We start from the raw sequence: 20354 nt of genomic DNA, 5'->3' as shown, positions 1-20354 counted from the left end.
AAGTACAGAAGGTCAAGGTGGAACTATACACAAAGATGGAGGAGTTTCTAGCTGATAAAAAGGCTTTGGATTCCTACCGGTCAATAAAGGCAAAAAATCAGAAGGCTCTTGAAATTATTGTAGACGGGCACAGTTATGTGAATCTGTCATCAAATGATTATTTAGGTCTTGCTCAGGATATGAGTATTGTCCATGAGTTCTATGAGAGTACAGATTTCAAGAATATACGCCTAAGTTCATCAGGTTCACCTCTTTTGACGGGTGCTCATGATTCATATGAAAAAGCCAATTCTGCCATACAAAATCTGTTTGGCAGGAGTGCACTTTTCTTTAACTCTGGATTTGCTGCAAACTCTGGTGTCATATCAGCTCTGTCAGATGCAGATACTTTAATTATTGCAGATAAGCTTGCTCATGCGTCAATGATTGATGGTCTTACAGGTGCAAAAGGCAAGTACCTGAGATTTGCTCACAATGATTATGACCATCTCGAAAGACTTATAAAAAGCAATCTTGATAAATATGACAATATTCTTGTAGTGACAGAAGCTGTTTTCAGTATGGATGGTGACAGAGCTGATATAAAGAAGCTTTGTGAACTTAAAAAACAGTATTCAAATGTCTATTTGTATGTAGATGAGGCACATTCATTCAGTGTATTTGCACAAAACGGAGCTGGTCTTTGCGCATCTTTAGGTTTGGCAGATGAAATTGATTTTATTCTTGTAACTTTTGGAAAAGGTCTTGGTTCACAGGGAGCCTGTCTTGTTGCCAATCAGACTGCTGTAAACTATCTTATCAATACAACAAGATCTCTTATTTTCTCAACAGCATTATCTCCATTAAGCTTTGAACATAATGCATTCATGATAGAGTATATGCAAAAAAGAAATGATTTAAGAGAAAGGCTTTATAAGATATCAGAGTATATTCATCAGACTATAAAAGACTGCTCATTAGAAAATCTTTCACAATCTCAGATAATACCTGTTTTAACCTATAGCAATGAAAATGCATTAAAAGCCTGCTCACTATTCAGGGAAAAAGGTTTTTATGCAATGCCGATAAGGCATCCTACAGTACCGCAAAACAAGGCAAGATTAAGACTGTCTCTTAGTGCTGCCTTAAGTGATGATGAGGTTTGTGCTCTTGCAGATGCAATTAAGGACTGTAAAGAAAAATGCAGATAGAATTTTTAAATAAAAATGATAATTTTGATAATCTTCGACTGATCTTTTCAGGTTATGGTCAGGACAGAAGAATATTTGATTATCTTCTTGCTCAATATGAAGGTAACCTGGCTTTAGTATATGACTATCGCTCATTGGATTTTGATGAGTCCTTAATTACCCCTTATAAAACTATTGAGCTTTTTGCCTGGTCAATGGGTGTTATGATTGCACCTAAAGTGCTGCAGGCTCACAATCTTCTTGATAGAGTAGTAAAATCTACTTCCATAAACGGCACTGTATATGGAATTGACGATACGTTTGGTATTGCTCATGCAATGTGGCAGGCAACAATTGATTCTATCAACGAAAAAACAGCAATGAAGTTCTATCAGAGAATGTGTACAGATAAAGCTGTTTTTGACGAGTTTTTACCTTTTTCATGTCAAAGAAGTGTACAGGAGCTTAAAAATGAGCTTGAATTTATTCAGAAGATAAATCAAATCAAAGGTACAAATTTTAAGTACAATACTGCCTATGTTGGATTAAAGGACAGAATATTTCCGTCAGCAGCACAGCTTTGTGCGCTTGAAAATGTCAAAGAAACAAATGTAATTACAACACAGACAGGACACTTTGATATAAATCTTTTTAAACAGATCCTTATCAATGATTGATATTAAAAAACATATAAACAGACAGTTTTCAAAAGCCTGTGACACCTATGAGAGTGATGCTTTTATTCAAAAGAAAATGGCAGAACATCTTATGTCCATGCTTTGCAGTAAATCTTATTTTAAGATCCTGGAAATCGGCTCTGGTACAGGATATCTGACTTCCCTTATTGTAAATAAGCTTGATTATAAAAGTCTTTGTATAAACGATCTGTCCTTGAACATGCTTGAGCACTGTAAAAACAGGTTTGATAATAAAGTTCAGAACTATCTTTTAGGTGATGCTGAAACTCTTAAATTAAAGGATTGCTACTCACTGATCATTTCTAATGCATGTTTTCAGTGGTTCTCATCTTTAAAGAACAGTCTTGAAAACTTTAAAAATGCATTGGATAAGGATGGAGAGATTTTATTCTCAACCTTTATTGACGGAAACTTCAAAGAGCTTAAATCAACACTTGGAGTATCAATTGATTATCTTGATTTGAGTGCTATTGAATCTGTTTTAAAATCACTAAATCTTGATTATACAATCCAGACAAAAAGCGTAAAAACTCACTACAAGACTGTGAGAGAAATGCTAAAAAGCTTCAAAAACACAGGTGTAAGTGGTCTTTCAAATGCCACATGGACCAAATCAAAGCTCATTTCTTTTGAAAAGCAGTATAAGGATCTGTACTCTGATGATAGCGGTGTATATCTATCATGGGAGCTTTGCTTTGTTAGAGCAAAGCTTAAAAATCAACATCCTTAAAGCATTTCTTTACAGAACACTCATCAGTGCAGGAGAGAATGCACAGATTGCAGTGATTAGTACAACAGAGATAATTACAGACATCATGTTAAGATTTGCTGAATCCTCAGCAAACTGAGGTAATGATCTTATTGCTGTAATAGGTGCTAAAGACGTAATCGGTGCAAATACAATAGCAATTAGAATAAGTTTTACCATTGGTGAGTATGGTAATAAAAATGCTATTAAAAGAGCACTTACCAAAGCTGCTGAATATCTAAGGAAGATCATCTTTATGATCCTTGATATCTGATTGAATGTCATATTGAAGTTAAGGGCAATACCGATAACAAACATACAGATGAACGTGTTAGATGATCCCATTACCTTTACAGGATGCATAATAATAGATGGGATAGTAATATTCAGTGATGAGAAAACAATACACAGAATACAGCAGTATGATGTCACTGATTTTGACAGCTCTAGAGCCACCATTTTTAGATTAACTGGTTTACCAGAATCAAAACCTTTCTGATTGAAATAAAGTGCCATACAGTAGACACCGCCAAAACAGAAGAATGCATTAACAACATCGAAAAGGCATAAAGCTAAGAAACCTTCAGTACTTAAGGTGCTCTGCATAAAAGGCAGAATAAAGTTACCGATATTGAATCCACCAAGATTCAGCATTGAATAAACACAGAATTTCGGATCACGTTTGTATAGAAAATATCCAATAAGTGGAAAACAGAAACTTATAACGAATGCGATTGGTACAATAAAAAACAGACTGTATTCCATTTCAAGTCCACCTTGAGATCCTGAAAGAATAGCGCAAGGCAGTGTCACATACATAATCACATAGGATAGTTTTCTTGCAAAAGAAATGTCACACAGATTGAATTTTTTAAAGGTATATCCAATTAGAAAGATAAGTAATACAGTCGATGCATTTGTTAATGATTCTGTCATAGTATTCTTTTTTGTTTAGTTAGTTTGTGCCTATTCTAAAACAAATGTTTGCAGATCTCTAATATTTGAAAAAAATGGTGCAGAGAATAAAAAACAGGTACCAGATACGGTACCTGAATGATATAAATTGGAGCAGTTTTGAATATACAAAGGTTAAGCTTTTAGCTTGTCTTTATCTTTAATCAGTTTTTTGTTGAGTACAACAAGATCGGCTGCTATATCATCAACAATTTCCTCACAGGTATTACCAATAAGAGCTGCCATAAAACCCTGACGTCCTGCTGATCCAATAAATACTGTCTTTGCATCAAGCTCCTGACAGATAGCAGGGATTATTTCATCTGGCATGCCTTCTCTGATATGGCATCTTGCAACAGGAATATGATGTCTTGATGCAAAGTCGTGAAGTTTTCTTTCATGATCTTTTAAAACATTCTGTTCATATAATGCAGGAGAGTAGTGCGGTACTTCTAGCATTACACTTGGCAGGTATATAGGAGCAGAATTTACAAGATGAATTTCGCTTTTTGTAATTTTAGATAGGATCTGAGCCTCTCTTAACATTTCATTGTTAAGATGCAACTGCTGCTGCAATGAAAAATCTACGCAGACAACAATCTTTCCTCCAGTAGGCCATTCATGTTCTTTTGCAATTATTACAGGAACATTAGCGTTTCGAAGTATATACCAGTCAATTGGGGTAAAGATAATAGAATCAAGAATGCCATGCCGGTTTGCAGCTTTGATAATCAGATCGTATCCGTTTTCATTACTTTCTTTTATGATTGCCTGTCCTATATCGTGTCCTTTAATTATTTTTGGAATAATTAAAGCCTCTGAGTTTGCTTCAATTCTGTATTCTTCAATTGTTTCTTTCATATCTGAAAGAATTGATCCTTCAAGCTCAGCAGATACAGGGGCTATTTTCTGGCTTATCTGAAATATGTCAGATGAGAAGTCATAAACCACTCTTAAAAATGTGATAGTGCTGTGAGGATTTAATGCAGCAATATCCAAAGCTCTTTTTAATGCTACCTGTATGTCTTTTTTAGGCTCGGCTACTACGAGGATATGGCTGTACTTTTTCATTTTACTTCTCCTTATCTATCCTATAGCTTAACTATAGGATAGATAAGGAAAAAACACTAAATACTTAAGCACAAAAATGTGCGATGAGCACCAAATAGATGTTTTCTTTCGTTTTTTTAGTACTTTTGTAGATGAAACTGTATTAGCGGTTAAGTAATAATTTTAGTAAAAAATGAATTAAAAGAGAGAGCATATTTATAAGAACAATGCTGGCTCCTGTAGGTGTTGATAATTCAAATGAAAGTACAAGACCAATAAGAAAACATAGCATGCTTGCAATAAGTGAGTGAAATACAACAGCCTTATAGCTTTTAAAAATCATCATGGCACAAATTGCAGGCACAACAATAATATTGGAGATTAAAAGAGCTCCCATCATCTTCATGCCAAGAACGATTACAAGTGCACTCATAAGCGCAAGAATGGTATTAAAAAGCTTTACATTTACGCCTTGAACCTTTGCAAAGGTCATATCAAATCCAACAGAAAAGAAATTTCTGAAAAACATGAAAAATATGAGAAGTATTAAGACACTGGAAATAAGGCAGATATACATATCCTCATCTGTTAAAGACAGAATAGAGCCAAACAGGTAATTACATATATCAGTATTGATACCTTCTGTAACAGAAATAATCATTACACCAGATGCAAGCGCTGCTGTAGACATAACTGCTATTATTGAATCCTTCTGAATTTTTGTTTTACCTGGCAGATTCAAAAGCAAGAATGCACAGGTAAGTACTATTGGTATAGATACATAAAGAGCAGATGCGTTTAGTACAACAGAAAAACACAATGCACCAAAACCTACATGTGAAAGCCCATCTCCCATCATTGAGTAGTGTTTTAATACCAAAGATACACCGATAACACTGGCGCAGGCACAAAGAGCAACACCTGTAACAAGTGCTCTAAACATGAAGTCATACTCAAATATTGAAAAGATGCTGTCAATCATACAAGATGCTCCACAAGCTCCTTATATATAGGGGTTTTTATAAAATCAGTGCTTTTTCCAATAAATTTTACTGTATGCTCAAGACATAAAATTAAGTCAGCTTCAGAACATAGTCTGTTGATGTCATGACCTACCATGATAATGGCTGTATTGAATCTGTTTTTTACTGTTCGTATTGACTCATAGAGTCTTGAAGAAGCAATATTATCAAGTCCAGATGCAGGCTCATCAAGGATCAGAAGATCAGATCCTGTACACAGAGCTCTTGCAATAAGTACGGCCCTTTTCTGTCCACCTGATAATGAGTAAAAAGATTTTTTTAGTAATGAAGAAAGATTTAGTTCAGATACGACAGATTGAAAAAATTCTTTTTCCTGTCTGTTTAATCTAAAAGAGAAAAAATTCTGCTTAAAACCACTTTTGATTACTTCCTTAACAGTTGCAGGAAAATAGATATCATCTGAGTTTTTCTGTGCTACATAACCCAGTTTTATGTCAGAGCAAAAACTAAAAGAGCCAACAAATTTTCTGTTGTCATTGATGATTGTTTTTAAAAGTGTACTTTTTCCAGCACCATTAGGTCCTACAAGTGCTAAATATTCACCTTTTTTTAACGCGAATGAAACATCCTGCACAACTTTTTGCGCATCAAATGTGACGCTCAGATTTTTAACATTTAAAATTGTATTCATAGCAAAAAAGCAGGCAGACTACTGCCTGCAAAAGGTTAGTTTAAAGCTTCTATCAGATAATTAATATTTGATTCAAATAAAGATGCAACACTTACATCATTCTTTAACTGTTCGACAGTAACATTATGTCCGGTATTGAATGTGTAAACTTTAGCTTTTGTCTGTCTTGCAACAGTATTTGCAATCTGATCTGATGAAAGTTCGATTTTGAATATCACCTTGATATTGTTTTGAATTGTCTTATCAATAAGGAATTTTAAGGTGGCTGCAGAAACCTCGTTTTCGCTAGAACAGCCTTTGAAAGCTGCATAATAATCAAGGTTATAGTCTTTTCAAAATATAAAAGAGGGAATCTGTCTGCAAATATAAGCAGTTTGTTTTTTGACATATTGCTGATTTTAGTAAATTTTTTATCAAGCTCTACAAATTCCTTTATGTATTCAGCTGCGTTAGCCATATAAAACTGTGCATTGTCAGGATCAAGGCTGACAATTTTTCTGCAGAGTTTATTCAGGATAATGATGTCGTTTTTTGGGGAAGTCCAGACATGCTCGTCGTATTCAACCTCTTCATCAGAATCATGGTGATGATCATGCTCATTTTCATCTTCCTCTTCACTTTGCATGCCTTCTTTTGTTTCTTCCTCTCTTAGATTTACAGAAGATACAAATGAAAAATGTTGAATATGTTTGTTGGAGTTTTCAATGAGTTTTTCAATCCATTCGTCATTTTCACCACCGTTATATACGAACAGATCTGAATTTTGAATACTGATGATATCCTTTGGTGTTGGTTCAAAGCTGTGAGACTGAGCTCCAGGCTTTAGTAGCATGATTACTTTTGCTTTGTTTTTAACGATATGATTTACAAAATCATATTGTGGAAAACTTGTAGTAACAATATTCAGCTCTTTTGCTAGTGCATAATCAGACAGCATCAAAGAGCCTAAAAGAGCAAAAACTCTTAAAAGTTTAGATAACATTTAAAACCTCGTTTGGTAAAAAAAGAAAATAGAAAATAAAGAAGAGTTTTTTCTATTCTGTCTTTTTCACTTTTACGCTAACGAGTGTCTGTGCTGTATTCTCAGTTCTGTAGTCAGAATTGATGTAAAGATCAATTGAATTAAAAGCAAAATGACTTGCACTTATTTCATTTGGGGGGATTGGAGTCTGGCACTCTGCATTTATGGTATGTACATTCAAACATATTGAACAGCAGATTGGATCAGAGCAGTGATGATTGAGACTTTCTGTTTTTATGTGGATAAAAAACGCGTTTATAAACACATAACACAGTGTTATGTACAGTACTATGCTTAAACTGCTATTTCTGTTTATAAACATAATTTCTCCATCATCAGATTTGCAATTATGTCACAATTTTTTATTTGTACAAGGCAAAAATAGCTTGTGAAAGCAAATTCTAATATATGCGCAAATGCTCATATATAAAGGCTTTAAGAAGGTTGGTTATGATTTAATGTGTCATCTAGTTAAAAGTACACCTCTATAAAACAGCTTAACTGAAAAAATGTGTTTGCAGATTTGTTTTTGATGATAAAGAGCCTTTAGATAAAGAGAAGAAATAATGCTTTTTTCTAAAGGCTCTGAAGTTATTTGATTAAACCAGCTCTTTGTGGCTTTCGAGGTAATCAAGAAATTCTTTTGTTTTACTCCAGTATTTAATACCCCAGTTTTCAAAATTCCACTCTTCCATATAAGAATTGCACTCATAGTCTATATAGAAAAGTTCATCATTTTGAAGAACGAAATTTGTTGGAAAGTAATCAATATTTGTAGATGCAGGATATAGTTTTTCACACATCTGTCTTACCTGAGCAATGCAAGTTTCAGGAAGAGCATCTTTTGCAACCATAGAGAATACAGTTTCGCCTTCAATATATTCTTTTTGTATTGTTTCTCTTGAAACATCAACATCTATCATTTTTGGAAGTCTGATCCCAATATCTGACAGCTTTTTGTAATCGTTTATCTCAGATTCAATTTTGTTGCCGAATGTATAGTAATCGCAAGGTTCATGATGGATCTGCTTTACAACATATTTTTTTCCATCAAGAGTTGCAAGATATGAATAACCACCTTTTCCTTTGCCAAGTAGTTTTACAATTTCAAAGGTCTTATCGTTCACTGTTATTGTACTGTTCATAAAGGTTCCTTTTATTTTTTTAGTTGTTTGATTTTTATTCTTAATACCGTAGCGGTAGCTAAAAACACTACAGTTCCTGCAACTATATACAATGTAAGATATGTTGCAGCTTTAATTGTACTCATATTTACCCATTCAGAAAAGTCTGGTGAGGTTAATCGTAAAAATACGGCCATAATTAAACCGCTAATAGCGATTTTTGCGATAAATATCAGTGTCTGTAAGCTGAATGAATAGATTTTCTTTTTGTATAGGAAGAATATCAGCAGTGACAGATTTACAAAAGCAGCAAGTGCAGTAGACAGTGCAAGTCCCACATAATCTAAAGGAAATACCAGTATAAGGTTGAATACGATATTTGCCCCGATAGCAATTAAGGAGCATTTTACAGGTGTTTTTGTATCTTCAAGTGCGGCAAAGCCCTGAACAACAACTCTTACCATCATGATTGCAACAAGTCCTGAAACTGATGCTACAAGAGATGCCGATGACAGGAGCACATGATCAGCTGTGAATGCACCTCTCATGAAGATAACACGTAAAACAGGCTCTCTTAGTGCGATAAGACCACACATTGATGGGATTCCAAGAAAAATTACAAGTCTTATTCCCCAGTCAAGTGTGGATACATATTTATCCTTATTCTCCGTGATATTGATTTTTGAAAGAGCAGGTAGAATTACTGTTGAAATTGCAACAGCAAAGATTCCTATTGGAAATTCTAATAGTCTGTCAGAGTAGTAAAGATATGAAATGGCACCTGTTGCAAGGAAAGATGCAAGAGCTGTATTTACGATAAGATTAATCTGACTTGCACTTATTCCAAGAATAGCAGGAAGCATAAGAGTTCTTATCTTTTTTACTCCATCATGGTTCCATGAAAACTTTGGAATAATAAATAGTTTTAATTTAAGGATAAATGGGATCTGCAGACAAAGCTGAAGAATGCCGCCTACGACCATGGCATAGGCAAGAACCACATTAGGGTTTTCAAAATGCGGTGCTACAAAGAATGCTGCACTAATCAGAACAATATTCAAAACACATGGTGTTATGGCAGGGATAAGAAACTTGCCAAAAACATTGAGTACAGCGGATGTTAAAGCAGTAAGAGTGATGAATAAAAGATAAGGAAAAGTAATTTTTAATAGATAACTTGCCTGGATAAATTTCTGAGCATCTTCCTTATTATTAAGATAAGCTTCAAACCAGCCCCAGCCGAAAATGGCAGTTACAACAGGAGAGAGTATCATACCTGCTAGTGTTACTATAAGAACAATTGTTCCTAGAGTACCTGCAGTTTTATTTAAAAGATCTGACAGCTCTTCTTTTTCTTTATTCTCCTTTACCTTACTCATTACAGGCACAAATGCCTGAGAAAAAGCACCTTCTGCAAAAAGTCTTCTGAAGAAATTTGGAATTCTGTTAGCAAAGAAATAAATATCTGCTGATAAGGATGCTCCAAGCACGGAAGCAATTGCTATATCTCTGAACATACCAAGGATTCTTGACATGAAAGTAGCTGATGCAGTAATAGCACCTGATTTTAGCAGTTTTGATTTTTTTTGATTGTTATCTGTTGTCTGATTCACGGTTATATCTCTAAATAATTTAATGACGAAATTCTATCACAAATGAAATGGTCATAACCTGCTGTCAGACTAATAGAAAAGATGATGACTAAATTTTTGTGTTTTACCTAGTGGGAAAAAAAATGAAAAAAAGAAAAAAAGGTGAAAACAGGCAATATAACAATAGAAGAAAAGCTGTTTTAAAAAATGTTACTTGTTAATTTTAGACTTAGGAAAAAGATAGCAAAATCAATAAAAAACATAATAAATTTTCATTTGAACAAAAAAATGGAAGGTTAAAAATGTCACTTTCAGAATTGTAAAAAAAATGTAGAATTTTGAATAAAAATGAATGATGAAGAAATCTGTGGGAAACTCTGTGGAATGAGTGGAAAACTGTGGGAAACCTATTAAAAATCACGGACTCTAACTTGTGGGAAACTTTAATAAAAATGAAAATAAATAAATAAAATATTTGAATATCAATAAGTTAATAAAATGTTGGAAAATGTGAGCGATTGTACAAGAAAAATATGGTGCAAAAAATTAGAAATCGCATAGCAAAGCCACTTTTGTGTTTTGAGAATATATGTTTAAAAAATAAAGTATATAAAATAAAAAACGATATAAAACAACAAACTAATAATTAATAATCTTCTGTCAACAAGCAATATAAATCCCATAATTACAAAATTGTAAAAAACACTCTATATTTTTTATAATTTTTTCTTGTGGGAAACTCTGTGGGAATAAAAATTTTGACTTTTTTTTTAATAGTTGGTTTACATCAAAATTTTTTCTAATCAGTATTAGTTACTAATTAAAAATACTTATAAAACAATATGGTAGGTAAAAAATAAAACTTTAAAAAAGTTTTATAAAAGTGTGGGAAACTCCAAAAATAATTTTCCACAGGTGTGGGAAACTTTTTTTATTTTTCCCTAAAATACGTCTTTTTCCTTATAAAATGGCATTTCTTTTATTTTGGTTGTGGGAATTAAAGTTCTTAAAATTATTGATATAAAAGATAATTGTATTGACGATTATTCTATTAAACAAAACTAAAAAATATATAGAATAAATTTTCAAATGAAAATATTATAAAATAATTTCAAGTAGAACAATTAGTTAGTAAAAATGAAAATTTTACTTTTAGCTATTATTTTCATATTTTAAAATTCATTTTTTTTATTTCTTTTTGGCTTTCCATTTTTTTTTGCTCAGTACTTTTCCACAAATCTGTGGGAAACTCTGTGGGATGTGGTTGTTTTTGTGGGAAAAGTGCTATGCAAAGCCATTTGTATTTGTGGGAAACTTTTATTGAGTATAAAAAATTTCTTTAATTTTCAAATTGATATGCTCATTTTCAACGAAATTGGTTCTTTATATTTGAATGTTTGTGTTTTTTTTGTTCATGTATAAGTAAGTAACAAGTGATTTATTCTTGTCATTAGTATAAAATTGTATGACATTGTAACGGTATTTAATCTAATGGCTGAAGAATCACAGAATCTCTCAGAGATCTTATTTAAACCAAAGTTTGTATATAAGGAAACATCCACCATATCTAATGGAGGGTGTCCTTTGCCTAGAATTATCAAACAGGATAAATCATTTGGTTTTTCAAAGAATTTCTACAGACCTTTATTAAGATATGAGTGGGTTCTGTCTGGTGGTAATGCACTTGATATTGATGAGGCTCTATCAAATATAAGTGTTGCAAAAGGCCATAGAACCCGCGAATGCTTTGATACCGTTGAAGAATATGGTCCTGGAAACTGGATTTATGAATTCAGCTCAATTGCTCAAAAGAGAGTGAATCTTGCTCATGAGAATGAGGCTAATCGTGAATATGATAAGGCAAGTCATAACTATAGAATGGCTTCAAGATATTTTGCCATTGCGTCATATCCTAATTTAAAGGGGGATACCCTAGCTCTTCAGGCAGGTACACTTAGCCGTTCAACCTACAAGCAGATGTTTAAGGTGGATAATTCACTTGGCTATATAAAGGAAGAAACATTCAAGGTTGATTCAAAAGATGTAAAAGGATATCTGCATCTTCCATCATACAACGGCGTTTTTCCTTGTGTTATCTGTGTTTGCAACTATGAATTTGGCCCAACCTCCTTTTTCAGAATGTATAACAACTTTTTTAAAAAGGAAAAAATTGCAATTTTTGTTGTAGAACTTCCAGGCACAGGAGAGTGCGAAAAGCTTACACTCAGTGAACATTTATCTGCAGTTACTGAAAGTGCAATTGATCATGTAAAAAAACTGAATAATGTTGATTCATCAAAAATTGTACTTTTAGGATCAAGACTTGCTGCAACCTCATGTTTGAGAGCTTCGGTACTAAAACGCGATGATATTAAGGCTTTGTGCGTTGTGTTCCCATATATACACAGCGTATTTACAGATGCATCACTTTTAAAGTCATTCCCTTTATGCCTTAGATCATCTCTGTGTAATCGTCTTAACCTTGATGCTAGTTCTTGGGATACAGTTATCCCTCAGCTAAAAGCTCTTTCCTTAAAGGAGCAGGGACTTATCGGAGCCGGTGCAAAATGCTACTTTGATACATATGTAGGATTTGCAAGAAATTCTGTTGTCTCCAAACAGGATGAACTTCTTTTGAGTATGACATTTGAGCATCTGCAAATTGATGAATATGAAAACGGTGTTGCTGATATTACCGATAAAATAATGTTTGATAGAATATGTCAGTTTCTAAAAAAACAACTGTGTGAATAAATCTTAGGATTGGAAATGACCTCACTTAAAAACAAACGCATAATAATCAAGTTAGGTACCAGTACTCTTACATGTGGAATGAATCATTTGAATCGTGCCCATATGCTTGAGATTGTACGTACCGTTTCTAAACTGATAGAGCAGAAAGCTCAGGTGATTTTAGTTTCATCTGGTGCAATTGCTGCAGGCCGTGAGTTTTTAGGTTACCCCGATCTTCCAAAAGATGTTAGATACAAGCAGATGCTTGCATCAGTAGGCCAGGTAAAGCTTATTGAAGAATGGGAAAAACTGTTTTCTATCTATAATCTTAAGGTAGGTCAGATCCTGATAACCAGAGCAGATCTTGACAGCCGTGAGCGTTATCTAAATGCAAGAGATACCCTCTTTGCGATGCTTGAGATGGGCGTTATTCCTATTATTAACGAGAATGATGCCGTATCAATTTCTGAAATCAAGGTTGGTGACAACGACAATCTTGCTGCTTTATCAGGCGTTCTAGTTGAAGCTGATCAGGTTATTTTGCTAACCGATCAGAAAGGTCTTTACACTGGCGATCCTAGAAAAGATAAGAATGCAAAACTTATAAACAGTGTTGAAAAGATTGATGAGCACATCATTGAGATTGCAGGAGGATCTGGAACAACTCTTGGAACTGGTGGTATGGCTACAAAGATTAAGGCAGCATCAGTTGCAACAGAGGCAGGTGTTGAACTTGTCATTGCATCAGGCGCTGAACCTTCAATAATTCTTGCTCTTGCAAAGGGTAAAGGTGAAGGTACTTTCTTTAAACCATCATCAAAACCAGTGCTGGCAAGAAAATCATGGATTAGTACTGCAACAAGAGCACAGGGTACTATCGTTGTTGATGACGGTGCTGTAAAAGCTCTACTGAACAAAGGCTCTTCACTGCTTCCAAAAGGTATTGTTAAAGTTGAGTCTGATTTCCTTCGCGGTGCAACAGTTTTAGTCGCAGATGAAAAGGGCAATGTTCTTGCAAGAGGACTTACCCGTTATTCATCTGACGAATTAAATCTTATCTGTGGTAAGCATTCTGATGCTTTTGAGCAGATCCTTGGTTTTACTCATGGTGATGTTGCAATTCACCGAGACGATCTTGTAATAGTGAAATAAAATGTTTGATATTGTAAAAGTTGCTAAGGATGCAAAAAAGGCATCATACTCATATGGTCTTTTAGACACTAATACCAAAAATGCAGCTCTTTTAGCTGTTGCAAAAAGCCTTCGAGAAAATGAAGACAAAATTTTCTCTGTAAACGCTGTAGATGTAGAGAATGCCAAAAAGGCTGGTTACTCAGAAGCTTTAGTAGACAGACTTACCATTACAAAAGCAAGATTTGAGGAAATGGTTTGCGGAGTTGAAAAGGTTGTAAAGCTTTCAGATCCTGTTGGCAGAATCTATGATGGCAGAACAGTTGAAAGTGGCCTTCAGATTGTTAAAAAATCAGTGCCATTCGGAGTAATTGGTGTGATTTTTGAGTCAAGACCAAATGTAACTGTTGATATTGCAGCCTTATGTATCAAATCAGGCAATGCATGTATTTTACGTGGCGGTAAAGAGTGTCTTGCAACTAATGTTCTTTTGCATTCAATTATTATAAAGGCTTTAGAAAGTGCACGATTAGATCCAAATGGTGTCAGCCTGATCTCAGATACTGACAGAGAAATCGTATCAAAGATGCTCAAGCTGTCTGACTATATTGATCTGATTATTCCAAGAGGTGGTGTTGCTCTGCAAAGAATGTGTCAGGAGAATTCATCAATTCCTGTTATCATCGGCGGATTTGGTATTTCTCATATCTTTGTTGACAGCAGTGCTGATCTTTTAAAGAGTGCGGATATTGTGTTCAATGCTAAAACACAGAAACCATCAGCATGCAACAGCCTTGATACTCTGCTTGTTCATAAGGATGTGGCAGAGCAGTTTATTCCTTTAGTCAGTCAAAAACTCAAAGAGAAAAAGGTTACTCTTGTAACTCACAATGGTGCTGACAGATATCTTGGTGAGTATCCATACAGGCAAGAAGGTGATGATGAATCTTTCTTTGAAGAGTTCTTGTCTTTAAAGATGAATATCACCATTGTAAATGATATCTATGAGGTAATAGAGCACATGAGAGCTCATAATGCCCAGCATTCAGATGCAATTCTTACTGATTCAGCATCAAATGCAAAGTTATTTGCATCAGCAGCTCCTAGTGCATGTGTATATGTGAACGCTTCTACAAGATTCTCTGATGGTGGTCAGTTTGGTCTTGGAGCAGAGGTTGCTATTTCTACACAGAAGATGCATGCAAGAGGTCCTATGGCTCTTGAGGAGCTTACAACATATCAGTATGTCTGTCAGGGTGACTATCTGACCCGTAAATAAGGTCAATTAACTGAATCATAGACTATGATTTTGTAGGTCTTTTACGATATATCCATACTCATTTGATTAGGTCCGATCTTGGATCGGACTTTATGGTACTACAGCAAATACAGCAAGTCACTTTTAGATTTTTCATCAAAGTTTTTCAGCATTATCTATTCTGCACATCTGTATGTAGGTAATAGCTGAATTTTCACATATATCGATAGCAGATAGGATTACATTATTCATTGTTCCTTTACTGTATCATTTGTATATGTTTAATGTTTAATGTAGGCGTCACATTATAACTATAGATTCAATGTAGAAAGAATCTCACAATAAATCAACTTTCTTATACACTGTGATCTGACGTTTGTCCTTATCGCCATTGAAAACGCAGGCAATTTGTAATAGTTCTCTGTCTTGAAGATTTTCAAGACCGTAGTTCTTTTCTATAATCTGCTGTTCTGCATCCTTGAGTTTTTGCTGTTCTTCACTTGTTTTAACAGTGTATTTCAGTTCTAGCACAACTCTGCGTTTAGAGAAGTTTACAAGAATGTCGCTTCTGCCTTTGCAATTGTGCTGTTCGATTCTAACATCAAGATTTCTACCTAAAAGGTATACTTGTAGTAACGCTCTAAGAACAGACTCATTATCAACTGGATATTTATCGTATGATAAGGTTGATAAGACATCGTTGAACAGAGCAATAATATCTTCAACAGTGCCATTTTCAAAAACGTATCTGTTTTTTAATGAAAACGCAGAATTATTAGTATCAAATGACAAAAATCCATAAAAAGACACAAGTAAAAACAGATCATGCCCACCTAATGGATAATTAAATTGCATCCATAAGTTGCCCACCCTTAGATTTTCTTAAAGCCTTATTCTTAAGCCGTTTTGTATGAATTCACATTTAAAATGAATTAGGCAGGATCTGAATCGTTCAAATTCTGCCTATTTTTGATTTACTTTGGCTTTTGTATCAGCTTTTTAAGATCCTCTATTTGACGTATATATTGAGCTGTTTCATTGCTATTGAATTAAATCGGTTATCTGTAAATTTTACAGGACCGATTTTTTTTCATTTTGGTTAATCATCAATCTAATAATTGACTATAATGTGACGCAGTTAAAAATTTTATCGGAGATTGATATGTCTTTGCCAGATGAAAAAAGTCAGTCACTGCTAAGCAGAATATTTGCTTTCATACTTAGTTTTGCAATCTTATATGGCTGTCTGAGTCTTGGTCGTTATATTTCTCAGCTTCTACCTTTTGTTTTCCCAGGAAGCATTATTGGAATGCTTATTCTGTTTTTGCTTCTTGAATTGAAAATCCTTCGAATGCATTGGATAACACCTTGTGCCGATGTTCTTATGCGACATATGGTATTTTTATTCATTCCTGCCGCTGTTGGCATGGTTGCATATTTAAATGAAGTTTTTGACTCCGTTATGGTTATTATTTTCAATGTCCTTTCAGGTATTGCTCTTATCATTCTGATTGTAGGAAGACTGTTTCAGCACTTTACAGAGAATAAAGAACAAAGAGAGCAGCGTCATGAGCTTTATAAAAGAGCATCAAACATCAGAAAACTAAAACGCAGAGGTGCCTAGAATGTCATTTTCACAGATGTTAAGTGATCTGTTTTCAAATCATACAATGATTTATTATGTAGCTCTTCCTTTAACTGTAGTTCTTTATGTTGCAGCAAGATATTTGCAGGAGAAGAGCAATTTAGCTTTATTAAATCCTCTTTTAATTCCAATGATAGCAATCATTGTTCTTATAATAATGACAGATGCTGATGCTGAGGATTACCAGAAGGGGGCTTCAATTATCACCTGGCTTTTAGATCCTGCCATAGTAGCTTTGGCAATTCCTCTATATCTTAAGTTCAGAATGATTAAGGCTCAGGCCTTACCTATTCTTCTTTGCTGTACCATATCTATCATTGTGAGCTTCTTAATTTCATATATCAGTTGTCATCTGCTTTCTGTAAATGAACAGATGATCCCAACACTGGGGGCAAGATCGATTACAACTCCACTTGCTATGGATGTTTCATCAAGAACTGGTGGTATAGCCTCTGTTACAGCATGTATCGTTGTATGTGTAGGTATAACAGGTGCGATGATCGGTTTCCCTCTCATGAAACTGTTCCATATCCGTTCAGCTCAGGCTCAGGGCCTTGCAATGGGGGCTGCTGCGCATGCTGTAGGAACAAGTGCTGCAAACCAGGAAGGCCAGACTCAGGGTGCATACTCATCATTGAGTCTGATAGTATGTGGTATTCTTACATCTTTTCTTGCAACACCGCTTTTTATATTGTTCAGATATTTAGATTCACTGTTCTAGATATATAAAACTAAAACAAAAGGCTTCTGATATAAAACTCAAATGAGTATTCATTCAGAAGCCTTTTAGATCCTGTAAGGCTGTCAGTTATTTGCTCAGTGTTTCCTGTACTACCTTGAAGTTCTGCTCATTACCAATTCTTACAAAGCTCAAACGGTTTGTGAATCCTTCAGGTAAATCCTCCTGATGATGTGATACAAACAGAATTGATGTATTGCCATTATGCATAGCATATGAAATAAATGACTTAACAAGAGCTCTTGCATAACTGTCTAAGCCCTGCAGAGGCTCATCAAGGATAAGTAGAGGTGGATTCTTGACTAAAGCTCTTATGATAAGAACAAGTCTTTGCTGACCGAATGACAGAGATTTGAATCCAACATCTTCTTTATCTGACAGACCTGCAATTTCAAGCCATTTTTTAGCAATAGTAATTTCCTCATCACTAACCTTAGAGTAAAGACCTATAGAATCGTAGAATCCTGAAAGTACTACATTGATAACAGGACCGTTTACTCTGTAATCAAGATGCAGTGCACCAGATACAAGTCCGTAGTACTTCTTGATATCCCAGATTGATTCTCCAGAGCCTCTCTTGTAGCCGAATACGGTTACATCATTTGTATATACAAGAGGATTATCACCTGTAATAAGAGATAGCAGAGTTGATTTACCAGCACCGTTTGGTCCCATGATATGCCAGTGTTGACCTTTTCTTACCTCAAAATATAAATGATCAAGTACCTTTCTTTGATATTCGATATTTACATCCTTCAAGCTAACAATAACATCACCTTCAATTTCTGGGAGTTTTGCTTTCTCTGGTGCTTCAGGTAGAGTTACATCAGGAACATTTGCATAACCTAAAAGCATTTTTGCATCCTCGTCCTGTTCAATTTCTTCAAAGGATGCTAGCTTTACAATCTTGCAGTCACTTATGATACCCATTGATGTTAATGACTTGGGAATCTCTGATGGTCTGTTTACAATAAGAACCATTGGTGTCTGATAATCAGTATGCAACTGCTCGATAAGATTTAGCAGATCTGCTCTTGTCTCAACGTCAAGAGCATCAAAAGGAGTATCAAAGATAATCAAATTTGGCTTTGATGATAAAGCATGTGCAAGCAGTACCTTTCTTCCCTCACCGCCTGAAAGACTGCGGATTGACTTGTCAAGAAGAGGTTCTAATTTAAGAGCACTAACAAGCTTGTTTAAAACTTCCTTGTCATCATCCTTGAATATCATGTTTGGAGTGATGCCGATTTCCTCTTGAGCAGTAGTGCAGTCTGAATTTCTCATTTCATAGTCTGCCTCATACAGTTCAAGCTGCTTTTCAAATGAAACTAATACCGGATGATAATTAGTAGGTGCAACACCGCTTGATAATTCAAAATCTCCATTGAGTGCTTTTGCAATGGAGGTTTTTCCAGAGCCGTTGCCGCCGATAAGAACGATAAGATCGCTTGGGGCTATTGTTATATTTCCAATTTCAACGCTTCTGTTTTCGTCAATCTTAAAGATTGCATCTGTAAAACTGATAGTTCTTTGAGTCATAATTCTTTCCTATTAAACAATAGTTAGAATTATAGAACTATTGATAAATTTTGCAATGCAAAAAATATTATGTTGCAAAAAATGCAATTATACGGCTTTTTTCAAATTTTCTTTCTTGTATCAAACTGTTATTCACATTTTGAATAAAAATAAATCTACATCAAATAATTCATAAATATTTTTTCAAAACAATTATATTTGGTTTTAAAATCAAAGCTGTTAACACTATACTTTAGTTATATGTACGATAAAAATAATAAAACAAGCTGGGAGGTAAAGTATGTCAGCTCCTAATAAATTTGCAGTTCTGTTAAAGCCTAGTGATGTTCAGCCGGCACTAGATAGAGCAGCTCAGTATGCGCGTATGGTTCCAGAGATCGAGGTTGTAGCTATTCGTGTAATCAATGATTTTAAGGATTCGGAAAAGGAGCAGATAACTCTTCGAGAAACCTCTGCTTTTGAACAGTTAAAGAGAAAGTACTCAAGCATTCAGAATTTCACAATCAAGGTTGTGTTCAGTAAGGATGTAGCAAAGGGATTTATTGATGCAGCTCAGGAAGAGAACTGTGCTCTTGAGGTAATTTCTGCAAACAAGCGTCATACCTTAAGGGATATGTTCGTAAGTTCTATTGACAGCTCAATCATGAGAAAGAGCCGTTTACCACTACTTGTAGTAAAGCAGGCAACTCAGACTGCTACATTAGGACAGAATGTTATTCTTGCTATCGATTTTACAGAAGTTGCTCATATTGCAAAGCTAGATGAAGTTCTATATAAAGCTGCATCTAAATTTGCAAATGCATTTGATGGAGTTGTCCATGTTGCAAACTGCATCACACCTGAAAATTCTGGTTTAATGGGCGGTAATCTTGAACAGTCAAAGATTCTTTCATCTGTTGGTGCTGTAAGCCTTGATAAGATCCAGCATCAGTTAGCAGAGGAATTTGCAAAGAAGCATAATATCAAAAAAGAGAATATGCATCTTTTAAACGGCAGAATGGATGAGGAGATCCCTAGATTAAGTGAGATCCTGAATGCTCGTATGGTATGCATGGGTGCAACACCTAGAAGCACATTCTTCGGTTCACTTAATTCATCTGCAAGTGAGCTTGTTCTTGAACAGATTAAGGGTGATATCTTTATTGTCAATGCAGATACCTTAAAATAATCTGTAAAGAAAGTTAAACGAAAGCCAATGTTAATCTTTGGCTTTTTAGCAGGCAAAAAAAGACAGGCAATGCCTGTCTTTTTTTACAAGGTATACAGTCTATCAGATAGC

The 20354-nt window shown here is 34.7% G+C and carries 18 protein-coding genes and 1 pseudogene; 9 read left to right on the top strand and 10 right to left on the bottom strand.

Features of this window, described 5'->3' with window-relative positions; all coding sequences use genetic code 11:
* Positions 1 to 17: 17 nt before the first annotated feature.
* From J5V48_RS03155 to bioC, 3 genes are read left to right on the top strand one after another with little or no spacing between them, the layout of a single operon-like run.
* Entirely contained in the window at positions 18 to 1190 is a 1173-nt protein-coding gene (locus J5V48_RS03155) for an aminotransferase class I/II-fold pyridoxal phosphate-dependent enzyme (protein ID WP_219937028.1), read from the top strand.
* Positions 1181 to 1846: a pimeloyl-ACP methyl esterase BioG family protein gene (locus J5V48_RS03150; RefSeq protein ID WP_219937026.1), complete on the top strand. Its 666-nt coding sequence runs from the start codon at positions 1181 to 1183 to the stop codon at positions 1844 to 1846. Before J5V48_RS03155 ends, J5V48_RS03150 begins: the two co-directional genes overlap by 10 nt.
* On the top strand, positions 1839 to 2597 hold the full coding sequence (bioC, locus tag J5V48_RS03145; RefSeq protein WP_219937024.1) for a malonyl-ACP O-methyltransferase BioC: 759 nt from the start codon (positions 1839 to 1841) through the stop codon (positions 2595 to 2597). The genes J5V48_RS03150 and bioC overlap by 8 nt, the downstream gene beginning before the upstream one ends.
* A gap of 9 nt (positions 2598 to 2606) precedes the next feature.
* On the opposite strand, the gene J5V48_RS03140 is transcribed toward bioC, so the two are convergent.
* From J5V48_RS03140 to murJ, 8 genes and pseudogenes are all read right to left on the bottom strand, one after another.
* A complete protein-coding gene (locus J5V48_RS03140) occupies positions 2607 to 3551 on the bottom strand; it encodes an AEC family transporter (protein ID WP_219937022.1) in 945 nt (314 codons plus the stop codon).
* A gap of 153 nt (positions 3552 to 3704) precedes the next feature.
* The gene (gene uspE, locus J5V48_RS03135) at positions 3705 to 4640 is read right to left on the bottom strand and encodes a universal stress protein UspE (RefSeq protein WP_219937020.1); all 936 of its coding nucleotides are present in this window, start codon (positions 4638 to 4640) and stop codon (positions 3705 to 3707) included.
* 142 nt (positions 4641 to 4782) lie between these two features.
* Positions 4783 to 5601 (bottom strand): metal ABC transporter permease, encoded by an 819-nt coding sequence (locus J5V48_RS03130; protein WP_219937018.1) that lies wholly within the window; start codon positions 5599 to 5601, stop codon positions 4783 to 4785.
* Complete coding sequence (locus tag J5V48_RS03125; RefSeq protein ID WP_219937016.1) at positions 5598 to 6293, bottom strand: metal ABC transporter ATP-binding protein; 696 nt, start codon at positions 6291 to 6293, stop codon at positions 5598 to 5600. The genes J5V48_RS03130 and J5V48_RS03125 overlap by 4 nt, the downstream gene beginning before the upstream one ends.
* Positions 6294 to 6328: 35 nt before the next feature.
* Positions 6329 to 7230: pseudogene (locus tag J5V48_RS03115) on the bottom strand (metal ABC transporter substrate-binding protein).
* 97 nt (positions 7231 to 7327) lie between these two features.
* Complete coding sequence (locus J5V48_RS03110) at positions 7328 to 7636, bottom strand: hypothetical protein (protein WP_219937012.1); 309 nt, start codon at positions 7634 to 7636, stop codon at positions 7328 to 7330.
* A gap of 277 nt (positions 7637 to 7913) precedes the next feature.
* Entirely contained in the window at positions 7914 to 8459 is a 546-nt protein-coding gene (locus J5V48_RS03105; protein ID WP_219937010.1) for a BUD32 family EKC/KEOPS complex subunit, read from the bottom strand.
* Between the two features lie 11 nt (positions 8460 to 8470).
* A complete protein-coding gene (gene murJ, locus J5V48_RS03100; RefSeq protein WP_336244983.1) occupies positions 8471 to 10051 on the bottom strand; it encodes a murein biosynthesis integral membrane protein MurJ in 1581 nt (526 codons plus the stop codon).
* 1470 nt (positions 10052 to 11521) lie between these two features.
* On the opposite strand from murJ, the gene J5V48_RS03095 reads away from it, so the two are divergent.
* From J5V48_RS03095 to J5V48_RS03085, 3 genes are read left to right on the top strand one after another with little or no spacing between them, the layout of a single operon-like run.
* Positions 11522 to 12784, top strand: coding sequence for an alpha/beta hydrolase (locus tag J5V48_RS03095; protein WP_219937008.1), 1263 nt, complete (start codon positions 11522 to 11524; stop codon positions 12782 to 12784).
* A 15-nt stretch (positions 12785 to 12799) separates the two neighbouring features.
* On the top strand, positions 12800 to 13915 hold the full coding sequence (gene proB, locus J5V48_RS03090; protein ID WP_219937006.1) for a glutamate 5-kinase: 1116 nt from the start codon (positions 12800 to 12802) through the stop codon (positions 13913 to 13915).
* Position 13916: 1 nt separating this feature from the next.
* Positions 13917 to 15173, top strand: coding sequence for a glutamate-5-semialdehyde dehydrogenase (locus J5V48_RS03085; RefSeq protein WP_219937003.1), 1257 nt, complete (start codon positions 13917 to 13919; stop codon positions 15171 to 15173).
* Between the two features lie 315 nt (positions 15174 to 15488).
* Here the strand turns inward: J5V48_RS03085 and J5V48_RS03080 are convergent, their stop codons facing one another.
* Entirely contained in the window at positions 15489 to 16007 is a 519-nt protein-coding gene (locus tag J5V48_RS03080; protein ID WP_219937001.1) for a PD-(D/E)XK nuclease domain-containing protein, read from the bottom strand.
* Positions 16008 to 16314: 307 nt separating this feature from the next.
* Here J5V48_RS03080 and J5V48_RS03075 point away from each other — a divergent pair, with 307 nt between their 5' ends.
* The gene (locus J5V48_RS03075) at positions 16315 to 16776 is read left to right on the top strand and encodes a CidA/LrgA family protein (protein WP_219936999.1); all 462 of its coding nucleotides are present in this window, start codon (positions 16315 to 16317) and stop codon (positions 16774 to 16776) included.
* A gap of 1 nt (position 16777) precedes the next feature.
* Positions 16778 to 17518, top strand: a complete 741-nt coding sequence (locus J5V48_RS03070) for an LrgB family protein (protein WP_219936997.1) — start codon at positions 16778 to 16780, stop codon at positions 17516 to 17518.
* A gap of 87 nt (positions 17519 to 17605) precedes the next feature.
* Here J5V48_RS03070 and modF read toward each other — a convergent pair whose 3' ends face one another.
* Entirely contained in the window at positions 17606 to 19075 is a 1470-nt protein-coding gene (modF, locus tag J5V48_RS03065; protein WP_219936995.1) for a molybdate ABC transporter ATP-binding protein ModF, read from the bottom strand.
* Positions 19076 to 19355: 280 nt separating this feature from the next.
* On the opposite strand from modF, the gene J5V48_RS03060 reads away from it, so the two are divergent.
* A complete protein-coding gene (locus J5V48_RS03060; protein WP_219936993.1) occupies positions 19356 to 20243 on the top strand; it encodes a universal stress protein in 888 nt (295 codons plus the stop codon).
* The last annotated feature ends 111 nt before the right edge of the window (positions 20244 to 20354 follow it).

Source organism: Succinivibrio faecicola, assembly GCF_019448115.1.
In the GTDB taxonomy this organism is placed as follows: domain Bacteria; phylum Pseudomonadota; class Gammaproteobacteria; order Enterobacterales; family Succinivibrionaceae; genus Succinivibrio; species Succinivibrio faecicola.
The sequence above is the reverse complement of the archived record's forward strand: the minus strand, read 5'-3'. Positions and strand labels throughout refer to the sequence as shown.